Source organism: Mesorhizobium sp. M1328 (genome assembly GCF_040318075.1).
In the GTDB taxonomy this organism is placed as follows: Bacteria; Pseudomonadota; Alphaproteobacteria; order Rhizobiales; family Rhizobiaceae; genus Mesorhizobium.
In genome coordinates, this window is the sequence record NZ_JAMYLO010000002.1 from 421,107 (window position 1) to 441,453 (window position 20,347).

Genomic DNA, 20,347 nt, shown 5'->3' on the forward strand with positions numbered 1-20,347 from the left:
TGCGTCAATCGACTTGAGCGACGAAGAGCGTCTCGAACTTGCCGTCGCGGTATTCCGTGACCACCATCGGGACCGAAAGCTGGCGCTTCTGGCCAAACGACGTCATTCCGACATAGGTCAGCTTGGCATCGTCCTTCAGATAGGGATTGGGCGCCGAGAAAGTGTCGATCGTCTTCTTGAACTCCTCGACATTGTCGATCGCGGCCGGGTTCGCCTTCAGCGTCTCGATGATGTATTCGAGCGCGTAGACCTTGGTGTTGGACTCGTCATTGTATTCGCCGAACATTTTCGTGTAGCGGTCGACGAATTCCTTCATCGTGTCGGACGCGATTTCGGGCGTCGATGCGCCACCGACTGAGATGAAACCGTTGGCCAACTCGCCCGCGCCCTCTTCCAGCACCTTGGCATCCTGCGCCGTTTCGGTGGAGATCAGACCCTCGTAGCCGAGCTCGCGCGCGGCGCGGATCAGCAGCGGCGCATTGCCGGGCGCGACACCCGAAAGCACCAGCAGGTCCGGTTTTTGCAAAACGATCGGCGTCAGTACCGGCGTGAAATCGCGGGTATCGTTTTGGTAGACATCCGTGGCAGCCACAACCTCGAGCCCGAGCGCCTTTGCCGCGGCAACACCGCCATCCCGCTGGCTCAGCGGATCGGATTCATTTGCGGCGACAAAGGCAACTTTCTTCACGCCCCTGTTTTCCATGAGATATTTGTAGATCGCCGGAGCCGACTGGTAGTTGGCGATCATGCCGAGCACGGCGTTGGACGCCGGCGGGGTGTAGAGTTCCTTCGGGAACGCGTAGGGAAAATAGATGATGCCCTTGGATTCAGCCACGGGACGCACCGCCGCGGCGCCGTCGTCGACATTCGGACCGACGACATAGTGTATGCCCTCCTGGGCCATCTTCTCCATGCCGGCGATCGCCCGCTTCGGATCCTTCTGGTCGTCGAAGGTGACGATTTTGATGTCGTAGGTCTCGTCACCAATCTTCACACCGCCGGTTTCGTTGATCCAGGCGGCGCGCGTCTGCATCGAGCGGACGTTGGATGTGCCCCACGCAGCGGCCGCGCCACTCGTCACGCCGACAAAGCCGATCTTGAGTTCCTTGTTGGCGGCGTGCACCGCGATTGTGCCGCCGGCCATGATTGCCAGCGCGGAGACGGCGCCGCGCGCCGCGGATGTGATTATTGAACGTCTGTTGATCATTGTTCTTTCCCCTTTGGAGGCCGCGCATTGTTGCGACAGAACTCGACCGATACGCGGACTTTTGTGAGTGAAGGCTCAAATCAATCACCTGTCAACAAAACTTTCTCAGATTGTTGACAATCTTGTGAGCGGCCGTAGGCGAAGAACGTAGGACCGATCGCGGTTCGGTGCTTTGCTCGAGAGGTTCGTGGTGTCGGAATTCCTGAAGCTCGCATGGTGGTCAGAGCGACGGGTGTCTTTCTCACACTACCGGACCAAGGATCAGGACGAAGTCGGCGTCGTGATCGAGGATCGACGCGGTCGGGTCGTCGGTATCGAGGTGAAGGCCTCCGCAACGGTTCCGCAGGACTTTCGGGGGATTGCGCCAGTTGCAGGAAGGAGTCCGCGATCGTTTTGTGCGCGGGCTGGTGCTGCACGACCATCACCGTGTGACGCCGTTCGGCGAAAAAATTGCAAGCTGCACCGGTGTCGGTTCTGTGTTCGATGTAAAGTTGCATAAAATGCGGTCTGGAACTTGGGTCGCGAGGTGGTCTAAATAATCCCAGATCGATACGAGCCGAGCCTTCATTGGTCGCGGTGATTTCTGGCAACTTCGACACCCCCGTAAGCCATCTTGCATCGAACCAGCGGTCCGTCGGCCCGTCATAGGGCAGCCGCGTGACATCCCAGTGGCTGACGAAGCGCGCGTAGGCGTCCCAGACCGGTGGACCGCCGCCGATGAAGACGACACGGCCGGCAAAGCGCTTGAGCGTGTCCTCGGGATCCATACTGGAGCGAACGACGACAAGTTCCCGATCCGCGCGAGCAAAATCCGGAACGCTTGCGATCGTCTTGGGACCGGCGAGCAAGACGTGTCCTCTCGTGACGTCGAAAAACCGTGCAACGTCGGCTACGAACTCCGGCGAGCCGAAGCGATATTGGCAAACTGAAACGTCAGAGCGGGCATCGCGCAGATGCCCGCCACCAAGGGTACGGATGCACGCAAGGGACCGAAGAAGCGCCGGCGACCCCCCACCGCTCGAAGAACAGGAGAGGGGCCAATAGTGCGAAACCCGCTTTCCAAGCCGTTTGCCGATCCAGAAGGACAGCCAGTCCCCCAGTGCCGCGCCAATGGCGGCGGCAAGCCATCACGAAATTCCGGTTCTTCTCAGCAGCGCCACGCGGGCTAACGCTGATTATCGTATGGCCGGCCTGCAGCGCGAATAGCGCTGCTGGCTCGCCCAGGTTCGGTCATCGTCAATCGCCAGATCACGCACGATCAGCACGGGATGGAGCCGGTGAGCGACAGCGCAGGGTTCGGCGTCGTTTTGGCCTTCGGCCTATTGGTGCTCAACTGGCTGGCGATCCGCTATATCGATGTTGTCGCCTGGCTGGCGAGCTTCTGATGCGCACGCCGTTCCACCCCGGTGCGAGGAACGGGAGAGCACCAAGGACGGCGACGAAATAGCAGGGCGGTACAACCCGCCCCAACCGAAGCCGCGTTCTCGACGACATGGTTACTGTGACAAGACGAACAGGGTATAAGGCTATCAGGCAGCAGACTGGTTGAGGAGCGCCCCACCGTCATGAAGCCGATGAACGAAGAGCACCTCGCGGTTCTACGCAGGCACATGGTCGAGATGATTGCAATTCACACCGATCTTGCAAGCGAAGAACTTGGCAAGGCGGCGCTCGATGAGCGGGTATTGGCGGCGATGAGGCGGATACCGCGGCACCTCTTCGTGCCAGCATCAGTTGCGCCTTATGCCTACCAAGACATGCCGCTGCCGATCGGCTTTGATAAAACCGTCTCGCAGCCCTTCATCGTTGCTCTCATGACCGATCTCCTTGCGCCGCAACCGCACGAGGTAGTGCTCGAGATCGGCACCGGCCTAGGCTACCAAACCGCAATCCTCGCGGACCTTGCCGGGCAAGTTTGGAGCGTCGAAATCATCGAGGAATTCGCAAGCCATGCCGAGGCTCTCCTGCGGGGTCTCGGCTTCTCCAATGTCGGCATTCGTGTCGGAGACGGGTCTCGCGGCTGGCCTGAGCACGCCCCATTCGACAAGATCCTGGTCACCGCGGCCGCTGAGCGGACACCGCCGGCTTTGCTTGAGCAGCTCAAACCGGGGGGACGCCTGGTCCTGCCCGTGGGACCTGGAGAAGCGCAGTTGCTGACGGTCATCGACAAGGATGCGGCAGGGCAACTGAAGACTCGCAAACTCATCCCGGTTCGGTTCAGCCGTCTCGAAACGGTCTAATGAGGGGTGCGGCTGCGCGGAGCCGTGCTGGAAGATCAGGATAACGCGCGCCGCATCGATCACACAGGCGCTGGATGGCATCGCCGATCTTTTGACATCCATGCCGCAACGCTACTCGTCGAGCACGCCTGCAGCCGCCGGTCGCAGCCGCTGGCGATCATGCCGGCGCGGTCGTATTGCGCGCTTCTCAAAGACCCCTTATCCAGCCTACTGTGTGCCTGCCAGACGGCACTGGGTCGCTCATCTGGGAAATGACGGCCAAAGGCTCAAGGAATTCGCCCAGTGGCCAACATGTAGCGGGCAGGAGGTAACGATGGATCTCAAGGACAGGCGCCTCTGGTACGGCGTGGTATCCGTGATCGTGGTATTGGTCGTGATTGCGTATGCGGCTGGTTGGTTTGGCGGCACACCGATACCAGCGCCGCAGCAGTGAGAGCGATCGTCATTCTCGCTTGGCGGCAGCTGACTGCTCAGTCTCTAAAGGTCGAAGGAAGGGACACCTGGTTGGCTGTTTCGCTGGTTCGGCTACCATCCTGACGACGCACAGCCTGGACCGTTTTTGAGGTGGCTTCCGCTCAACTTGTTGGTTGATGGACGGACCGGTCCTTGGATCGCGCAATCCGCAACACTCCGCCATCGGGCCGGGTAACTTCGATAATGGTTTCGACACGGACAAACTGCGATCCTACGGAGTAGCCAGGCGCCAGGTCATGCCGGAAGTCGTACACTGGAGCCACAAGGGCCCAACGACCGGGCGGAGAACTCGCATCAGCCCGGCCTTCGGCGGTTTCGAAGCTAAACTGCCACTCGCTTGATCCCGCTGCCCGGCCAGCGATGAGCCGGGCTACTCCAGCACAGACTCTGCCCGTCGATCACCTCGATCGGCACGGACTCCAGACCGACATCGTCGAACAGCCGCGCATTTGACCGCGTTCGCCAAATTAATGGCCGGATCTTTGCGAAGCCTCCGCATTTTCGTGGGGGGAAGCCCTCCCAGCATCATCGTGATTGGACTTCACGATCGGTCGGAGTCACGCTGGCCGCAGGTATAAGAAGGATATGGGTGGGCCAACTATCGTCCGAATAGGAGGCTAAAATGAAGCACCAGACGCTTGAGCAACTGCAGATCGTCGCCGAGATCGATCAGGACTACCTGCGCCAGGCCATGTCGCGCAGCGAACGTCTTGAACGCTGGGCGGAGCTCCTTGAACGGAACCCTGACCGGCGACTCTCGACGCTACACCAGACCGAGTATCAGCCGGTTAGATCACGCGGGGCCATGCGCGGCGACGGCTCGCCGATCTCAGTCGCTTTCGAGGATCCTGTCCTCCGCGCCGCCGGGTTGGAAAACGACAACTACGGCGAAGCGAAGCGGTTCTTCGAACTGACCGACAGGCAATTGCATGAGATCATCTGCTATTGTCATTTCGGCGCGACGGTGAGCGCCGTAACGGCCGCCCGTCACATCCGTGCGGCGATTGCCGGGAGACAGCCCGGCATGTTCGCTCGGATGCGTGAGGCGTTCGTCGGATAAAGCCGGAGCCGTTTCGCAGCATCATTTTTGAAGCGGCTCGCATGGAAAGCCGCCGCCGTAGCGCAGGCAAGCGCTCCCCACGCGGGAGGCTGCGTTGCATGAGGGGGTGCGGCTTTCCGCAGGAGCACGCCGACCTGCATCTTTTCCATCCGAACCGGAAAGATCCCAATGCTGCCAGTACATCCGTGGTCAGCGCCGTGGTTCAAAGGCTCGAACAGAGCGACATGCGCGCCGGATAAGCGCTATACATTCGCTGTCGAAAATTCGGTGCTTCATGGTGGGTCGAAGGTCGCGGACCTATGTCGATCGGGACCGGGAAAGCCAAATCGTGCCAAATTTTCGCGAACTGTATATATCTCTCGATGCACATTCAATCAAGGCTCAATAGGTTTGGTTCATAATTGCGGATTAATATAGTCTGTTGTCGGCAAAATTAAGAGGGATGAATTACAATAAAATTGCTTATGGCTCCGCCTTTCGGACGGCCAAAAGCGCCGGTAACAACGACTGATTTACATTTCAAATATTTTCGGTTTGAGGAATTAAAAATTTGGCACTCCTATCATTCGAGTGCCAAAGGGGCTATGTTAAGTGTTGCAGTCGCTCTATGTGCGGCGGCAGAAAGAACCCCCAATGAAATTCCGGCCACTCCACGACCGCGTCGTCATTCGGCGCGCGGAAGGCGATACCAAATCCAAGGGCGGGATCATTATTCCCGACACCGCCAAGGAAAAGCCTCGGGAAGGCGAAGTGATCGCCGTGGGCCCGGGCTCGCGTGACGAGAGCGGCAAGCTGATCCCGCTCGACGTCAAGGCCGGCGATCTCATCCTGTTCGGCCAATGGTCCGGCACCGAGGTGAAGATCGACGGCGAAGACCTCCTGATCATGAAGGAGAGCGACATTTTGGGCATCGTCGAGAAGACCAAAGCGGCCAAGAAAGCCGCCTGACCGGGCGATTTCCGATCCCGCAATTTCAAGACTGAACTGGACCTAAAATCATGTCTGCCAAGGAAATCAAATTCGCTACCGATGCCCGCGACCGGATGCTTCGCGGCGTCGAAATTCTGAACAACGCCGTCAAGGTGACGCTCGGCCCCAAAGGCCGCAATGTCGTCATCGACAAGGCCTATGGCGCGCCGCGCATCACCAAGGATGGTGTCGCCGTCGCCAAGGAAATCGAGCTTGCCGACAAGTTCGAGAACATGGGCGCCCAGATGGTGCGCGAAGTGGCCTCGAAGACCAACGACCTCGCCGGCGACGGCACCACCACCGCCACGGTGCTGGCCGCTTCCATCCTGCGCGAAGGTGCCAAATTCGTTGCCGCGGGCATGAACCCGATGGACCTCAAGCGCGGCATCGACCTTGCTGTGGCTGCTGTGGTGAAGGACATTCAAGCCAGGGCCAGGAAAGTCAAATCTTCGGACGAGATCGCCCAGGTTGGTACGATCGCCGCCAATGGCGACGCGTCGGTCGGCGCCATGATCGCCAAGGCGATGAACAAGGTCGGCAATGACGGCGTGATCACCGTCGAAGAAGCCAAGACCGCCGAAACCGAACTCGATGTCGTCGAAGGCATGCAGTTCGACCGTGGCTATCTCTCGCCCTATTTCGTCACCGATGCCGAGAAGATGCGCGCGGAGCTGGAGGACCCTTACGTTCTCATCCATGAGAAGAAGCTCGGCAATCTGCAGGCGCTGCTGCCCATCCTCGAAGCCGTGGTGCAAAGCGGAAGGCCGCTATTGATCATCTCCGAGGACGTCGAGGGCGAAGCGCTGGCGACGCTGGTCGTCAACAAGCTGCGCGGCGGCCTCAAGGTCGCGGCCGTCAAGGCGCCTGGCTTCGGTGACCGCCGCAAGGCGATGCTGGAAGACATCGCCGTGCTCACCGCCGGACAGATGATTTCCGAGGATCTCGGCATCAAGCTGGAGAACATCACCATAGACATGCTCGGCCGCGCCAAGCGTGTGCTGATCGAGAAGGACACTACCACGATCATCGACGGCGCCGGCGAGAAGACCACCATCCAGGCGCGCGTCCAGCAGATCAAGTTGCAGATCGAGGAAACGTCCTCGGATTACGACAAGGAGAAACTCCAGGAACGTCTCGCCAAGCTGGCTGGCGGCGTTGCTGTCATTCGCGTCGGCGGCGCGACCGAGACGGAAGTCAAGGAAAAGAAGGACCGCATCGATGATGCGCTGAACGCCACTCGTGCAGCCGTGGAAGAAGGCATCGTTGCCGGCGGCGGTGTTGCGCTTTTGCGCGCCAAGGCAGCTTTGACTGAGCTTACTGGCGCGAATGCTGACATGACGGCAGGTATTTCGATTGTGCTGAGAGCACTTGAAGCGCCGATCCGGCAGATTGCCGAGAATTCCGGCGTTGAAGGTTCGATCGTCGTCGGCAAGCTCTCCGACAGCAAGGATCACAATCAGGGCTTCGACGCCCAGAACGAAGTCTATGTCGACATGATCAAGGCCGGTATCGTCGACCCCGCCAAGGTCGTTCGGACGGCCCTGCAGGATGCCGGCTCGATTGCCGCGCTCCTGATCACCGCTGAAGCAATGATCGCGGACATTCCGCAGAAGGTTTCGCCCGCTATGGGTGGCGCGGGAGGTATGGGCGGAATGGGCGGAATGGACTACTGAGCGGCGCCTGAGACTATAGCCAGGACGACGGAAGGCCAGCGACGCGGGCACATGCGAGCCGATATCTCGGCGATCATCGGTTCGCTCGACATCGTGTTCGGGGAGATCGATCGATAGGCTCGTCGCTGTCGTATTTGCTGCTAAAAATGGTCTTGGAGACAAGAACATGACCGACACTCTTGCCGAGAAAACATGTACGCCTTGTCGCGGCGGCGTCCCGCCGCTCACGCGTGATGAAGCCCAAGGGTTCCAGGCACAGGCTCCTGATTGGGAGCTGGGTGACGATGCCCACCGCATCCAGCGGAGCTTTCGATGCCGCAATTTCCGGGACGCGCTCACCCTTGTTCAGGAGATCGGTGAGCTCGCCGAAACCGAGGGCCATCACCCCGACATCAGCTTCGGCTGGGGTTATGTGACGGTTTCCCTGAGCACCAAGAAGATCAAAGGACTGCACGAGAACGATTTCATCATGGCGAGCAAGATCGATCGGATGCTCGATCGCGCGGGGCGGCCCCTCGACCGCCAACGGTGACACGGCAAATCCATTGCCAATCAAGTGAGGTCGTTTATGCACTGTCGTCCGCAGCACCATGACAATGATGTCTGCATGCTTGGCTCACCCATTCGGCGTCGGCTATTTGCGCGGAACCTCCCACGCATGGTGAATGGCGGGCGCGCTCCAGCAGCACGATCTTATCCGCTGATCCATGGTTTCCGGGAAGCTGCGCGCATCGCTGATCAATGGTGCGGTTTCCATTCCGACGCGCTCTCGGCAGGGAGCGGGCGAGGCGAGCGCCCTCCATTCGCCGGTTTTCGCGCACGGGCGACATCCGGAATGACGTTGCAATGCGTAGCGACCGTGACGCGAATGTTGCGGCAGAGGCAGTGTTCGCGGCGATTCATTCGCCCAACAGTCGGTCGCCGACGAACGTTGCCGTAGTTGACTTAACTGCGGTCGAGCCTCGGCCCGATAGCTTGTGTGTCCGGCTGCGAGACCCGCCGCAGATAGCCTGTTTGTCCAGTGCCCTTCCATAGCATCACGTTGGCAGTGGCATTCCTGGTCAAGCGCATTTCGGTCTGTTGCGTCGCGGGAACTGCAGTGGGAGGGTTGTTTCAGGGGGACGGGGAGAGATAGCGGAGGACGGGAAGGACGGGAGCGGGACAGCGGGACGGGAGGGACGGCCGCCGGTAATCGGGGCGGGCGCCTGGCGGGACGGCAAAGCTGTGCGTCGGCCGCGGCGCGACTGGTGGTGGCTGGCGACTCGGCGGCAAGATCTGCGCCTGTGAAGCAACGCAGGAGGCGAACAATGGAATTCTTTTGTGGACTGGATGTTGCGATGGATGAGACGGCGGTGTGCGTCGTCGATGATCGCGGCGAGGTGCAGCTGCAGGCGACGGCCTTGTCTGTCTCGTCACTTTCGCCATTTCCAGGTGACATCGGTGAGCGTTGCGAACTGGCTTAGCAATACCGTCTGAGCGGCAAGCGATGCGAGATTCCTCTGCTTGATAAGCGCTGACTAACAGGTTTTTTGCAATCTTTGAGGGGATGCAGAAGCCCTTGAGGCCTGCGAAGTCGGAGCCTGTCAGTGATCATGATGCACGGTGCCCAACCTCGGCAATTCTGAAGTGTCCGCATCAAGCATTTGTTGTCAGCAGACCGTGCGCGCGGTCTGAAATAAAGGAACTCGAACGCTGCACCAGTGCCGCCCGCAGCACTTGAAACCATGCCCGGGTCTTCCATGTAATACGCAATAGCGCACAACTTTCCGAATGAGGAAGCGCCGGCAGATGAGTCTGCTCCCCACCAGCAATTCAACAGAGCATCGCCGTGCCGACCATCGTTGGCCGGCAGCGTTAACAACAGAGCGTTTTCCTCTTCGTTGTCAGACGAAGGAAGATACACAATGGCAAAGGTCGTTTGCGTCCTCTATGACGATCCGGTCGACGGTTATCCGACAAAATATGCGCGGGACGGCCTGCCAAAGCTCGACCGCTATCCCGGCGGCCAGACACTTCCCACGCCGAAGGCCATCGACTTTGAACCGGGGGTCTTGCTCGGTAGCGCGTCGGGCGAACTCGGCCTGAGGAAATTTCTCGAAAGCGCGGGCCACAGCCTGGTGGTGACCTCGGACAAAGACGGTCCCGCCAGCATTTTTGAACGCGAACTCGTTGACGCCGAAATCGTGATCTCGCAGCCGTTCTGGCCGGCATATCTGACCGAAGAACGAATAGCCAAGGCAAGCAGACTGAAGCTTGCGATCACCGCCGGCATCGGATCCGATCATGTCGATCTTCAGGCCGCCATGGACCGCGGCATCACGGTTGCCGAGGTGACTTACTGCAATTCGATCAGCGTGTCCGAGCATGTGGTCATGATGATCCTGGGGCTCGTGCGCAACTACATCCCGTCCTACCAGTGGGTCGTGAAAGGCGGCTGGAATATCGCGGACTGCGTCGCACGCTCCTACGATATCGAGGGAATGCAGATCGGAACCGTCGGCGCCGGCCGGATCGGCAGCGCGGTATTGCGCCGGCTGAAGCCGTTCGACGTCAAGTTGCACTACACCGATCGCCACCGACTGCCTGAGGCGGTCGAGAAAGAACTTGGCGTCACCTTCCACCAAGATCCCGCATCCATGGTCGGCGTCTGCGACGTGGTCACGATCAATGCACCTCTGCATCCGGAGACGGAGAATCTCTTCGACGAGACGATGATCGCCAGGATGAAACGCGGCGCCTATCTGGTGAACACGGCGCGCGGCAAGATCTGCAATCGTGACGCCATCGCCCGCGCGCTGGAGAGTGGCCAACTCGCTGGCTATGCCGGCGACGTCTGGTTCCCGCAGCCGGCTCCCAAGGATCATCCGTGGCGATCGATGCCGCATCACGGCATGACGCCGCACATTTCAGGATCGTCGCTCTCCGCCCAGGCGCGCTACGCCGCGGGCACCCGCGAAATTCTCGAATGCTGGTTCGAAGGCCGGCCGATCCGTGAGGAATATCTGATCGTCGATGGCGGCAAGCTCGCCGGCGCCGGTGCGCATTCCTACAGCGTGGGAGACGCCACCCGAGGTTTGGAAGAGGCAGCACGCTTTAAGGCCAGGAGTGATCCGAGCTAGATCGATTTCCGCTGCGCTCGACTCGGACGGGAAGAAGACAAGGGTGGGGGGCAGATCAACATGGGTCCTGCTGCCAAGGTTGACGAAAAGACCAAGGCCGAACTCAAGAAAAATTGGACGATGATGCTGGCCGCTTCGACAAAGTCCGCTAAAGAAGATTGATGTGTGCGTGCCTCTGATTAGCGTTAACACGCTAGGGCGGAGCGGTTGGACAGGACTCATCCCAACCGGAACAAGTCAGCTTCCGCGCATGCATTCTCAAATTTCGTTGACTGACAAGTCTTCCCGATGTGTCCCGATCTGCCATCTATACCCCCACGCATCCGGCATCATCGCTCGTCGGTCGCCATAAGGCGGAGCAGGATGCGCTCGGCGCCTTCGAGCCCGTCATGACGCATTCCTTCGGAATTGATCCGCAGGACGGCCGGCCCGTGATGTTCCACTCTCAGATGATCTGCGACCTAGCGACCGTCGTCGACATCGGTGAGTCGTGATCGCCGAGCCTAAGCACATATTGAGGCCGACCGCTGGCTCTCCGCCCCAATGCCGCATCGTGGAGGTGGTGCGTCGCTACCGCGTAGGGTGGTCGTGGCATGAGTGCCGATGTCCGCTTGGGTCAAAGTCGACATTCAGCCGGCAGGCAAATCAAGCTAACAGAGTAGCCGAGAATTTCGTCCAGTTCAGATCGCCACCGTGCACTGGTGGCTCTGAATCAGGTGCTTCTGCAAACGGTGAAGGAAGTCCCCAGACCGCCCCTTGGATCTTGTAGGGCTCTACGGGGCCGATGAAGCCGCCCGTACGGTTGGGTAGCGACTGCGCGAGACCGGATGGCCATCGCTAGCTCTCCGCATGGCTAAAGACCACAGCGCCGTTGTCGTTACGAACTTCAACGGCGACGATTCCATCGTCACCTTTTCGGGTCTGGAACATCGAGATTGCATGGTCTTTCGCTGTCTTCTCGGCGTCGAACGTCTCCTTGTCGACGATGCCCTGTCTTCCGTACCAGATGACAGTGAAGGCCATTTTTGGTCGTTCCTTTGCGCCAAGCATACAGGAATTCAGGGCGGTAGGGGATGAAAGCACGGTGCCACATTCAAGCATTGGCGCTCCACAGGGCCGGTGGCCGCGCTTGTCCTGCACATACCCAGGCCGAAGGGCGGCGAAGTCAAGGCATTCGACATTCCGCTTTCGAACGCCATGATCCGCTGTCTGGTTCGAGTGATGCGCATTGGCCGGGCTCTCTACGGCGAGCAATCGCGTGAATGGCTCTTTCCGGCCGAGAGCGAAAGCGGTCACATCGTCGAGCACAAAGAGAAACGCAGCGATCTCTCGAAATGGGGGAATGACCTACGGCAGACGTTCCGCACAATCGCCCAAACCGCGGGCGTTGCGGAGCTGGACGTTCACCTGCTGATGAACCACTCGATCCCGGGCGTTAATGCGGGCTACATCACACGCAACAAGCTGCTGAGCGATCACCTGCGCCAGCAGCAAGAAGCCATCTCGAGCCGGATGCTGGAAGCCGGGCGCTCGCGAAGGAAAGAAACGGAGCGTCGCACTTCTGTCTGGCCCGCACTTCCAAGCAGCCGCCTGCTTTCTGAACTGATGAGCGAGGAGGACTAGCTGCTCCAAGACATTTCCGCATTGCACCGGACCTTGTCTGGGGCTAACGGCTGCTTTGCGCCTGATGTCGGTCATTCCGCCGGCCCCTCCCGCCCCCCAGAAGCGGACTTCGCAGGTGTCAACGCGATGCGCAACCGGGACTGCAACGCCCACATGCTTGAACTGTCACGCACGATCTTCGATGAAAGTTCCGCGCAACCGCCCGCAGGTCAGCCGTCGCGGCAGAGCGCTAAATCCGGCAGACCGCGACGACGAAGAACTCGCGGTAGCAGAAGTCCGGATCGTCGAGCAGGCGATCCGGCCGCTCCTTTAGTTCCTGCCAATAGGCCTGGTCGGCGTCAGGCAGGACGTAGCCCGGCGCGACGCTGGCAAAATAGGCTAGTAGGTCGCGAACATAGTTATGCGTGAGGCGAGGCGCGGCCGCCCAGCGCTCGACCAACCAGCCCTTGCGACTGACGACCTCCAAGCCCCGCCTGCCGCAGACGCGCCGGAAGCGTCGAACCGCAATCGGTGCCGAGCACGCCTCGGTCGCGAAATCCTTGGAGCCTGGCTGCCATGAAGCGCGCGAACAGGGCTCGATCCATAGGCAGGATCTGCATGACGCCGGTCATTGCACCCGTCATTTGAAGGCTGGATGGACAAGATGCGCCGCATTTCGGTACCTCAGGTCGACGTTGCCATTTCGCGCAAGCGGACATAGCGGCCAGCGAAGCCCAAGTCGTGGTTGCGCCAGAAACGGTCCTTCCCAGGTGGGACAGCCAAAGGCGTGTCACTATACAATTGCGGTCATTCGCATTGGCCGATTTCTGGCGACGATTGTGCTGTATCCATCCTCGCTTGCGAGCAGCGGATCGGCCGTCCACTGAATGAGTCATCGCTTCCCGTATCGCCGCTGCCCCGGCGTCGATCTTCTTCTCGAACACCGTCATGTCGAGCTGACTGCCGTTCGGGATCGCGCTTCGCCGGCCAAAAGCCTTCCGAACTCTCAGCCGGCCTTCACTTGCGTCAGGTGACCTTTCGACGGCGGATGCTTTTCCGCTCTAAACCAATTCGTCGGTGAAAGTGGGAGCACTATTTACGTGGGCGGGCTTTGGGCAGAATATGAGGGGTGGGAGGAAGCATTCGGAATCCCTGAATAAATGCGCCCGAACGGCTTCCGACCGTTGGTTGCAAGGGAGGAAAATCATGAAACGCATTTTCTCGCTCGCGGCGTGTGCCGCGGCGTTATCGCTCGGCGTATCGAACGCCTACGCACAATCGGGCGGCGTCGATAAGGCGGTCGGCGGCTACAGCTTCGAAGAAGCCGCAAAGGAGGCCCCCGGTACCAAGGACTTCCATTCGGCCGATGGTCACCTCACTTTCGCTATCGTGACACACACTGCCGGCAATGGCTTCTTCGATCCGGTCTACGTCGGCGCGACCGTCGCCGGCAACCTGATCGGCGCCAAGATCCTGCTGCTCGGCTCGGAATCGCCGACCGACGACCCTGCCCGCGAGATCGAAATCCTGAACCAGATCGTGCAGGATCCGACGATCGACGGGCTGATCATGACAACGCCCCAGGTCGGCGCCTATAACGACATCGTCAAGGCCGCCGAGGCGAAGGGCATACCAGTCGCCACGACCAATTCCTTTGACGGCACGATCCTCAACCGCAGCGGCATCGGCCACACCGGCCAGGACGCCTCCGCTGCCGCAATCGCCGGCGAGGCGCTCGTCAAGTGCCTCGCGGACAAGGATATCGAGAAGGGTTCGATCGTCCTGCCGTCGTCGACCGCAATGGGCAACATCGAGGTGAACAATCGCGTCACTTCGGCTTTCAACGCCATCGTCAAGGGCTTGAAGGATGCCGGCAAGCTTGATGCCTTCAAGGTCGACGCGGGTCCGGAGAACACCGGTATCGACACCAATCCGAATGATCCGGTGAACGGCATCGTGACGCTGTTCGAATCGCGCGGCGATGTCGTTGGCGCCTTCGCCGGCAACAACGTGTTCACGCCGGCGCTTGCCAAGGCCGTCGCTCAGACCGGAATGACCGGCAAGATCTGCGCCTACGGTTTCGACCTCGGTCCGGCCCAGCAGGATGCGATGAAGAGCGGCGATCTGACCGGCGCGCTCGGGCAGCAGCCCTTCTTGCAGGGCTTCTGGCCGGTCATGCAGCTCTATCTGGAGATCGATCGAGGCATCGCGGCGGCCAACCTCGACACACGCGCCCAACTCGTGACGAAGGAGACCGTCGAGGACGTCGGCAAGCGCTTCGAGAACTGAGTCCGCTCGGAACGTCTGAAATCACTGCGGGAGGGCGCAGGCTCTCCCGCAATGCGGCAGCAGGAAATCGACCAGAAGAGACCATGGCGCTTACCGCGACCACATCGCTCGGCCGTGCGCCGTCCCAGATTGTCGGCGGCTGGGAGGTGGGGCTCGTTGCCTTGCTTTTGCTGCTCTATCTCGGCGGCGCTCTCGTCAATCCCGCGTTCTTCGGGTCAACAGGAGCGTTTCACTCGCTGCTCCGCGACACCTCGCGGGTTGCCATCATCGCGGTCGGAGTGACCTTCGTCATCGTCAACAAGGACCTCGACCTTTCGGTCGGTTCGACTTACGGCCTAGTCGCCGTCGTCTTCGCCAGGCTGTTCGCGCCGAACTTCCTTGACCTCGGCGTCGTCACGTCGGTAATCCCCTGCGTCCTTCTCGGCACGCTGATCGGGCTGGTCAACGGCGTGCTCGTCACCATCTTGAAAGTGCCGGCGTTCATCGCCACTCTGACTGTCCTCTTCATCGGCCGCGGCTTCGTGCTGGCGCTCACTCACGGCCAGGCGATCTACTACCCTGCCAAGGCGACCGGCTATCCGGTTTTTTTTCACCTCGGCGAGACTAACCTCCTCGGCTTCAACAACCAGATCGTGATCTTCCTCGTTGTCGCCGTGACCGGCGCCTATGTGCTTGCCAAGACGCGCTGGGGCTACGAGACCTTCGCCACCGGCGGCAACGAGCAGGCGGCGTCCTATGCCGGCATCCCGACCAACTGGGTGCGCATCCGAGCCTTTCTGATCTCCTCGCTCTGCGCGGCGCTAGCCGGCTTGATGTCAGCCGCCCAAGACAAGGGCGTGACGCCCCTCTACGGCGTCAGCGGTGAGCTGACCGTCATTGCCGCCGTGATCATCGGCGGCGCCTCGATCCTCGGCGGCCGCGGTCGGGTCGCCGGATCCTGCCTTGGCGCCCTGCTGGTGGTGCTGCTCGACAAGGTGTTGCGCGAGGGCTGGCCGATCACGCGCATCATCAAGATCGGCGACGAGGAGATCACGGTCAACGCCGTTTTCTCGCTACCGGTCGGCGCGGTGCCGGTGTTCCTCGGGCTGCTGCTCGTCGTCGCGGTGCTCATCGAGCCCTATCTCATCCGCCGCCAGGTGGCAGGGCGCCTCTGGGCCTGGCTCCGCGGCCGGCCGCCGCCACCGGCCTACGAGATCGGCGGCATCGCGATCGAGGGGGTGCAGACCAAGGGCGCGATGGTGACCGACATGGCGCTGTCGGCCACCGGGTTCGGCAAGTTCCTCGCCCGGCGCGACGCGCTCGCCATCATCCTGACCGCGCTCCTGTGGCTGACCGGCCTCGCGCTCCGGCCGGACTACTGGTGGAACCTGTCCAACAGCTTCGCGATCTTGCTCAACTACACCGAGCTTGCGCTGATCACCATCGGGCTCACCTACGTCATCGCCGCCGGCGATATCGACCTCTCCGTCGGGGCGGTGCTCGCCCTCGCCGGCAGCACCGCCGCCTATTTCCTCAAGGTCCTTGGCGCCGACCCCGTGACCGCCGTGGCTATGGGCCTGCTCGCGGGCATGTGCGCCGGCCTCGTCAACGCGATCGTCACCGTCGGCTTCAAGCTGCCGGCCTTCATCGCCACGCTCGGCATGTTCTACATCGCCCGCGGCCTCGCCGCCTGGTTCGTCGCCGGGCAGCAGCTCACCGGCTGGCCCGAGGGCTACAACCTGCTTGGCCGCAAGGTGAACGACATCCTGCTGCACTACCGCATCTCGCTGCCGGACGGGCTCCTGCGCTCGATCGCCGAGGTGGTGAGCGTCCAGACCATCTGGATGCTGTTCGTCGCCCTCATTGCCGGCGTCGTGCTCGCCTACATGCCGTTCGGGCAGAAGGTCTATGCGACCGGCGGCAACATTCGCGCCACCGCTTATGCCGGGATCAACACCAACCGGGTGCGGTTCCTCGCGCTCATGCTGGCGGCGCTCTGCGCGACAATGGCCGGGATCATCAACGTCGCCTACTTCCGCAGCTTCAACCCGGTGGCTGGCCAGTTCCGCGAGCTCGACGCCATCGCCTCGGTAATCATCGGCGGCGGTTCGATCTTCGGCGGCTACGGCACCGTGATCGGGGCGCTCGCCGGGGCGGCGGTGATCACCCTGATCCGGGCGCTGCTGCAGCTCAACGTCCAGGGCTTCGCCATGCCGCAGCACTGGATCAACGTCTTCATCGGCGGCATCCTGATCGTGGCGGTGCTGATTGACATCTGGGTGCGCCAGGCCAACATCCTCGGCCGCCTGCGGGCGCGCCTCGCGCGGCGCACAAGAACGGCGGAAACCACCCATGCGTGACGCGACGAGGCCTGCACCGATCGTAGAAATGCGGGGCATCGAAAAAGCCTTCGGTGCGGTGCAGGCGCTCCGCAACGTCGACCTCGTGCTCTATCCCGGCGAGATCCTGGGCCTCGTCGGCGACAACTCGGCCGGCAAGTCGACGCTGATGAAGATCCTGACCGGCGCCTACCAGCGCGACGCCGGCGGCGAGGTCTTCGTCGCCGGGCAGCCGGTGCACTTCAAGAGCCCGCACGAAAGCCGCGACGCCGGCATCGAGATGATCTACCAGGATTTCGCTCTTTGCGGGAATATGGATGTCGGTCAGAATATCTTTCTTGGCCGTTGGCCGCTCAAGGGCCTTTTCGTCAATCGGCGGAAAATGTACGCGGAAGCCGACAGCGTGCTGAAGCGGCTCAAGGTCGACGTGAACTCCGTCTATCAAAAGGTCGAGAGCCTGTCGGGCGGCCGCCAGCAATCTGTGGCGATTGCCCGCGCTATCTCCTTCCAGCCGCGCGTGGTGATCCTCGACGAGCCGACCGCCAATCTCTCAGTGATGGCGACCGAGCGGCTGCTCGAGACCATGCTGGAGCTGAAAAAGCAGGGCGTTGCCCAGATCATCATCTCCCACCGCCTCGTCGACATCTTCACTGTGGGCGACCGCGTGATGGTGCTGAAGCGCGGCGAGAACGTCGGCGATCGCTACGTCAGGAACACCGACGAGCACGAGGTCCTGGAGATTATTGTCTCCGGCACGCGAGCGCGCGCCCTTACGGCAGATGAAGCGTCGCCAAGCAAGATTTAACCGATCAGGACCAACGTCTCCGGGTGTGGCTGTCAAACGGCCCTTTCACAGCGGACGTTTCCCGCCAGGAAGCACGCACCGGATATGCAACCGCATAATGAAGGCCAGCCTTCGCTAAACTCGGTTCATCTCCCCTATGGCGCGCTTTCCGGCTCGAATGGCAGCTTCCACCCTTGTGCAGATCCTGCACCGTGACCTCAAGAAGGTCGTCACCGGGTCAGATCCAGACCATCTGTGTGCGGAGATGAATGTCCGTTTTGACAGTCCTCGCGGCGAAAGCTGCCATTCCGCTGTCGGCCCGTAGCGGAAATCTCTGCGGCTATCGGGTTCGTCGTTCGTTAAGCACAAACTGCGCCAAATCTCCATACGGAGCGGAATAGATGATGTATCGCAAATACGCGTTGCACCCGAAGGACAAATTAGTCCTGAAAAAAGATGCGATATCGCAGAACAAGTTGAAGTTACTTCTGGATCTAGACCATTCTCACAATATATTTACCGGCTCCCCTCGGTCCGCAGAGCTGTCCCTCTGAAATCATGACAGTGCCGCCCACGACGACCGTAGTCGGCCAACCGCTCACTTCCAAACCTTCATAGGGCGAATAGTCCGACCCATCATGTAACTCGCCGTGACGTATGGTTTTGCGCATGCTGGGGTCCCAGATCGCAATGTCAGCGTCTTTGCCCACCGCAATTGAGCCTTTATGTTTCAATCCAAAACCGTCCCGGTCTAACCGGGGCGGTTTTTGCGGCAACTCGATTTGGGCGAACTGCTCGCCGCCTCAACCTGGGCCAGGCGACCAGTCGCAGCCGCATCGCTGGCATTTCGTGGATTACCCAGCTTTTCGCCGGCTGCTTCCGGGCTGCCAGTTCGGCCCGAATCCGTTCGGAAATTTTCCGGCGCTCCTTCCTGGCCAGTGCGGTGTAGAGGTGCAGCATGAAGGGTCGGCGTCGGCCCCGAGTTCTGCGACGATGAACGACACGTTAGGCCATCAAGTCGGCAATAAACGCGACGTCGCGCGCGAGGCGGTCGAGCTTGGCCACGAGGACCGGACATTTCTGCCGGTTGAGGTCTTCGATCGAGGGCATGGGCAAAGCCCGGCGGATATCGACTATCCGCCGGGCGAGCCGCCCTTCAGTGGTGATGGGCGGAAACGCTCTTGACGTATTCGGACACAAGTTCCCTCGGCGCCGACTGACCGACGTCGCCGACGCTGAGGATGCCGACCATCCGCATACTCTTGTTGATCACCGGCAACCTGCGGATTTTCAGTTCCTCCATGTGCCGCATGGCCTTGGCCAGATCGTCGTCTTCGCGGCAGCAGTGAATGCCGGTCGTCATGACATCGCGCGCCGTCGCGGTGCGGCTGTCGAAACCGTCCTCCGCCAGTCCTTTGCAGACAATGTCGCGGTCGGTCACCATTCCGATCAGCCGGTCGTTCTCTCCGATGGGAATCGAACCGATATCCTCGGCTCGCATCAATTTCGCAAGTTCGGTGACAGCGGTTTCGGGGCTGACCCAGTCGACACCCTTGTGCATTGCGTCTTTGACTTTCATGGCGGACCTCCCTTTCTGGGGTTGGTGCATGTCCCTCTGTCTCATGTTACCGCGGACAGGATTTTCTGGAAACATCAAAAGGCTCTCCGACACAGAACCGGTGGAGCATCGACGAGTACGTTGAGTGCGTATCGATCGCCTTTCTCTTCGAATGGTCCAGCCGCTATTTTCTTCGGCACCCTCCGGCTCCCGACTGCGCGCCGCGGCATCGTGCTTGGCGCCAGTTTCATTGGCCTGGAAGTTGCCGCGGCCCTGCGCTCGCGCGATATCGAAGTTCATGTCGTGGCGCCGGATAACGGCCCATGGAGCGGTCCCGGAATGAGAGGCATGCGAGTGCCCCAGGTTCCGTTTCCGCCAGCGATTGCGGGCGCCGCCCTGCCTTCAGCGCTCGGTTGCCGTAGGGGAAGAAATTCATGGTGCAGCGCACAAAAACATTGCTATTGGGTTGTGTCGGTTTCATAATGAACGAGGCGTTTTTGGGGGTATCCACTGAAGGATGGAAACTATGTCCACCACTGAAAAAACCGCTGATGCCATTGAAGGCACCGCCCTACCGACCTTCGATCCGTCCAAGGTAACGGCCGAGTTCCGCGCTGCCGCTGAAAAGGGCGTCGAACAGTCGAAAGAAGTTTTTACCAAATTCAAGGCCGGCTCTGAAAACGCCCAGAAGGCTCTCGAGTCGAGCTTCGAAACCGCCAAAGCCGTTGGCAGCGATCTGTCGCTGAAGACAATTGCCGTTCTGCGCGCCAATACTGAAGCCGCCTTCTCGCACTTCGAAGCCCTAATTGCCGTTAAGTCGCCTTCCGAATTCGTTGAACTGCAGACCGCCTTCGTTCGCAAGCAGGTTGAAACGGCCGTCGAGCAGTCCAAGGAACTCCAGGCCATCACGACCAAAGCCGTCGAGGACGTATCCAAGCCGATCAAGTCCGCCTTCGAGAAGGCGATCAAGGAACTCAAAGTCGCCTAGCTTTTTCTTGGGCGGAGCCTTGGTCGCCGAGGCATCGGCGAAGGGGCAGGGGTAAGTGCGAGTAGG

General features: G+C 60.6%; 16 protein-coding genes and 5 pseudogenes. 15 read left to right on the forward strand and 6 right to left on the reverse strand.

The features are described from left to right. Nucleotides 1–4: 4 nt before the first annotated feature. Both NKH23_RS06570 and NKH23_RS06580 read right to left on the reverse strand, forming a co-directional pair. The gene (locus NKH23_RS06570) at nt 5–1,207 is read right to left on the reverse strand and encodes an ABC transporter substrate-binding protein (protein WP_352912588.1); all 1,203 of its coding nucleotides are present in this window, start codon (nt 1,205–1,207) and stop codon (nt 5–7) included. Nucleotides 1,208–1,809: 602 nt separating this feature from the next. After that, a pseudogene (locus NKH23_RS06580) lies at nt 1,810–2,109 on the reverse strand (diacylglycerol kinase); the annotation flags it as partial. Nucleotides 2,110–2,772: 663 nt separating this feature from the next. Here NKH23_RS06580 and NKH23_RS06585 point away from each other — a divergent pair. From NKH23_RS06585 to NKH23_RS06625, 9 genes and pseudogenes are all read left to right on the forward strand, one after another. Beyond that, the gene (locus NKH23_RS06585) at nt 2,773–3,447 is read left to right on the forward strand and encodes a protein-L-isoaspartate(D-aspartate) O-methyltransferase (RefSeq protein WP_352979064.1); all 675 of its coding nucleotides are present in this window, start codon (nt 2,773–2,775) and stop codon (nt 3,445–3,447) included. Nucleotides 3,448–4,115: 668 nt separating this feature from the next. After that, nucleotides 4,116–4,240: pseudogene (locus NKH23_RS06590) on the forward strand (IS6 family transposase); the annotation flags it as partial. Nucleotides 4,241–4,543: 303 nt separating this feature from the next. Then, the gene (locus NKH23_RS06595) at nt 4,544–4,981 is read left to right on the forward strand and encodes a hypothetical protein (protein WP_292659986.1); all 438 of its coding nucleotides are present in this window, start codon (nt 4,544–4,546) and stop codon (nt 4,979–4,981) included. A 633-nt stretch (nt 4,982–5,614) separates the two neighbouring features. Further along, a complete protein-coding gene (locus NKH23_RS06600) occupies nt 5,615–5,929 on the forward strand; it encodes a co-chaperone GroES (protein WP_352466759.1) in 315 nt (104 codons plus the stop codon). Between the two features lie 50 nt (nt 5,930–5,979). Continuing rightward, the gene (gene groL / locus NKH23_RS06605; protein ID WP_353034370.1) at nt 5,980–7,623 is read left to right on the forward strand and encodes a chaperonin GroEL; all 1,644 of its coding nucleotides are present in this window, start codon (nt 5,980–5,982) and stop codon (nt 7,621–7,623) included. 42 nt (nt 7,624–7,665) lie between these two features. Beyond that, nucleotides 7,666–7,740 (forward strand): annotated as a pseudogene (locus NKH23_RS06610) (NADH-quinone oxidoreductase subunit D-related protein); the annotation flags it as partial. A 49-nt stretch (nt 7,741–7,789) separates the two neighbouring features. Beyond that, complete coding sequence (locus NKH23_RS06615) at nt 7,790–8,155, forward strand: 4a-hydroxytetrahydrobiopterin dehydratase (RefSeq protein WP_352912585.1); 366 nt, start codon at nt 7,790–7,792, stop codon at nt 8,153–8,155. Nucleotides 8,156–8,930: 775 nt separating this feature from the next. Continuing rightward, nucleotides 8,931–9,086, forward strand: a complete 156-nt coding sequence (locus tag NKH23_RS34550; RefSeq protein WP_502908371.1) for a hypothetical protein — start codon at nt 8,931–8,933, stop codon at nt 9,084–9,086. 441 nt (nt 9,087–9,527) lie between these two features. Then, nucleotides 9,528–10,742 carry an NAD-dependent formate dehydrogenase gene (locus NKH23_RS06625; protein WP_352912584.1) on the forward strand — a complete coding sequence of 405 codons (1,215 nt, stop codon included), beginning with the start codon at nt 9,528–9,530 and terminating at the stop codon, nt 10,740–10,742. Between the two features lie 837 nt (nt 10,743–11,579). On the opposite strand, the gene NKH23_RS06630 is transcribed toward NKH23_RS06625, so the two are convergent. Further along, entirely contained in the window at nt 11,580–11,765 is a 186-nt protein-coding gene (locus NKH23_RS06630; RefSeq protein WP_111549063.1) for a hypothetical protein, read from the reverse strand. A gap of 96 nt (nt 11,766–11,861) precedes the next feature. On the opposite strand from NKH23_RS06630, the gene NKH23_RS06635 reads away from it, so the two are divergent. Beyond that, nucleotides 11,862–12,365 carry a site-specific integrase gene (locus NKH23_RS06635; RefSeq protein WP_502912326.1) on the forward strand — a complete coding sequence of 168 codons (504 nt, stop codon included), beginning with the start codon at nt 11,862–11,864 and terminating at the stop codon, nt 12,363–12,365. 229 nt (nt 12,366–12,594) lie between these two features. On the opposite strand, the gene NKH23_RS06640 is transcribed toward NKH23_RS06635, so the two are convergent. Continuing rightward, nucleotides 12,595–12,831, reverse strand: a complete 237-nt coding sequence (locus NKH23_RS06640) for a hypothetical protein (RefSeq protein WP_352912583.1) — start codon at nt 12,829–12,831, stop codon at nt 12,595–12,597. A gap of 719 nt (nt 12,832–13,550) precedes the next feature. On the opposite strand from NKH23_RS06640, the gene NKH23_RS06645 reads away from it, so the two are divergent. The 3 genes from NKH23_RS06645 (at nt 13,551) to NKH23_RS06655 (ending at nt 17,756) form a co-directional block, all read left to right on the forward strand. Continuing rightward, complete coding sequence (locus NKH23_RS06645) at nt 13,551–14,633, forward strand: substrate-binding domain-containing protein (RefSeq protein WP_352912582.1); 1,083 nt, start codon at nt 13,551–13,553, stop codon at nt 14,631–14,633. Between the two features lie 83 nt (nt 14,634–14,716). After that, nucleotides 14,717–16,972, forward strand: a complete 2,256-nt coding sequence (locus tag NKH23_RS06650) for an ABC transporter permease (RefSeq protein ID WP_352912581.1) — start codon at nt 14,717–14,719, stop codon at nt 16,970–16,972. Next, nucleotides 16,965–17,756 (forward strand): ATP-binding cassette domain-containing protein, encoded by a 792-nt coding sequence (locus NKH23_RS06655; protein ID WP_353034372.1) that lies wholly within the window; start codon nt 16,965–16,967, stop codon nt 17,754–17,756. The genes NKH23_RS06650 and NKH23_RS06655 overlap by 8 nt, the downstream gene beginning before the upstream one ends. A gap of 473 nt (nt 17,757–18,229) precedes the next feature. Here NKH23_RS06655 and NKH23_RS06660 read toward each other — a convergent pair. Next, a pseudogene (locus tag NKH23_RS06660) lies at nt 18,230–18,460 on the reverse strand (amidohydrolase family protein); the annotation flags it as partial. Nucleotides 18,461–18,891: 431 nt separating this feature from the next. Continuing rightward, on the reverse strand, nt 18,892–19,314 hold the full coding sequence (locus NKH23_RS06665) for a CBS domain-containing protein (RefSeq protein ID WP_125007292.1): 423 nt from the start codon (nt 19,312–19,314) through the stop codon (nt 18,892–18,894). 192 nt (nt 19,315–19,506) lie between these two features. Between NKH23_RS06665 and NKH23_RS06670 the strand changes: the two are divergent. Then, nucleotides 19,507–19,635, forward strand: a pseudogene (locus NKH23_RS06670) (NAD-binding protein); the annotation flags it as partial. 184 nt (nt 19,636–19,819) lie between these two features. Continuing rightward, a complete protein-coding gene (locus tag NKH23_RS06675) occupies nt 19,820–20,281 on the forward strand; it encodes a phasin (RefSeq protein WP_352912577.1) in 462 nt (153 codons plus the stop codon). Nucleotides 20,282–20,347 lie beyond the last annotated feature (66 nt).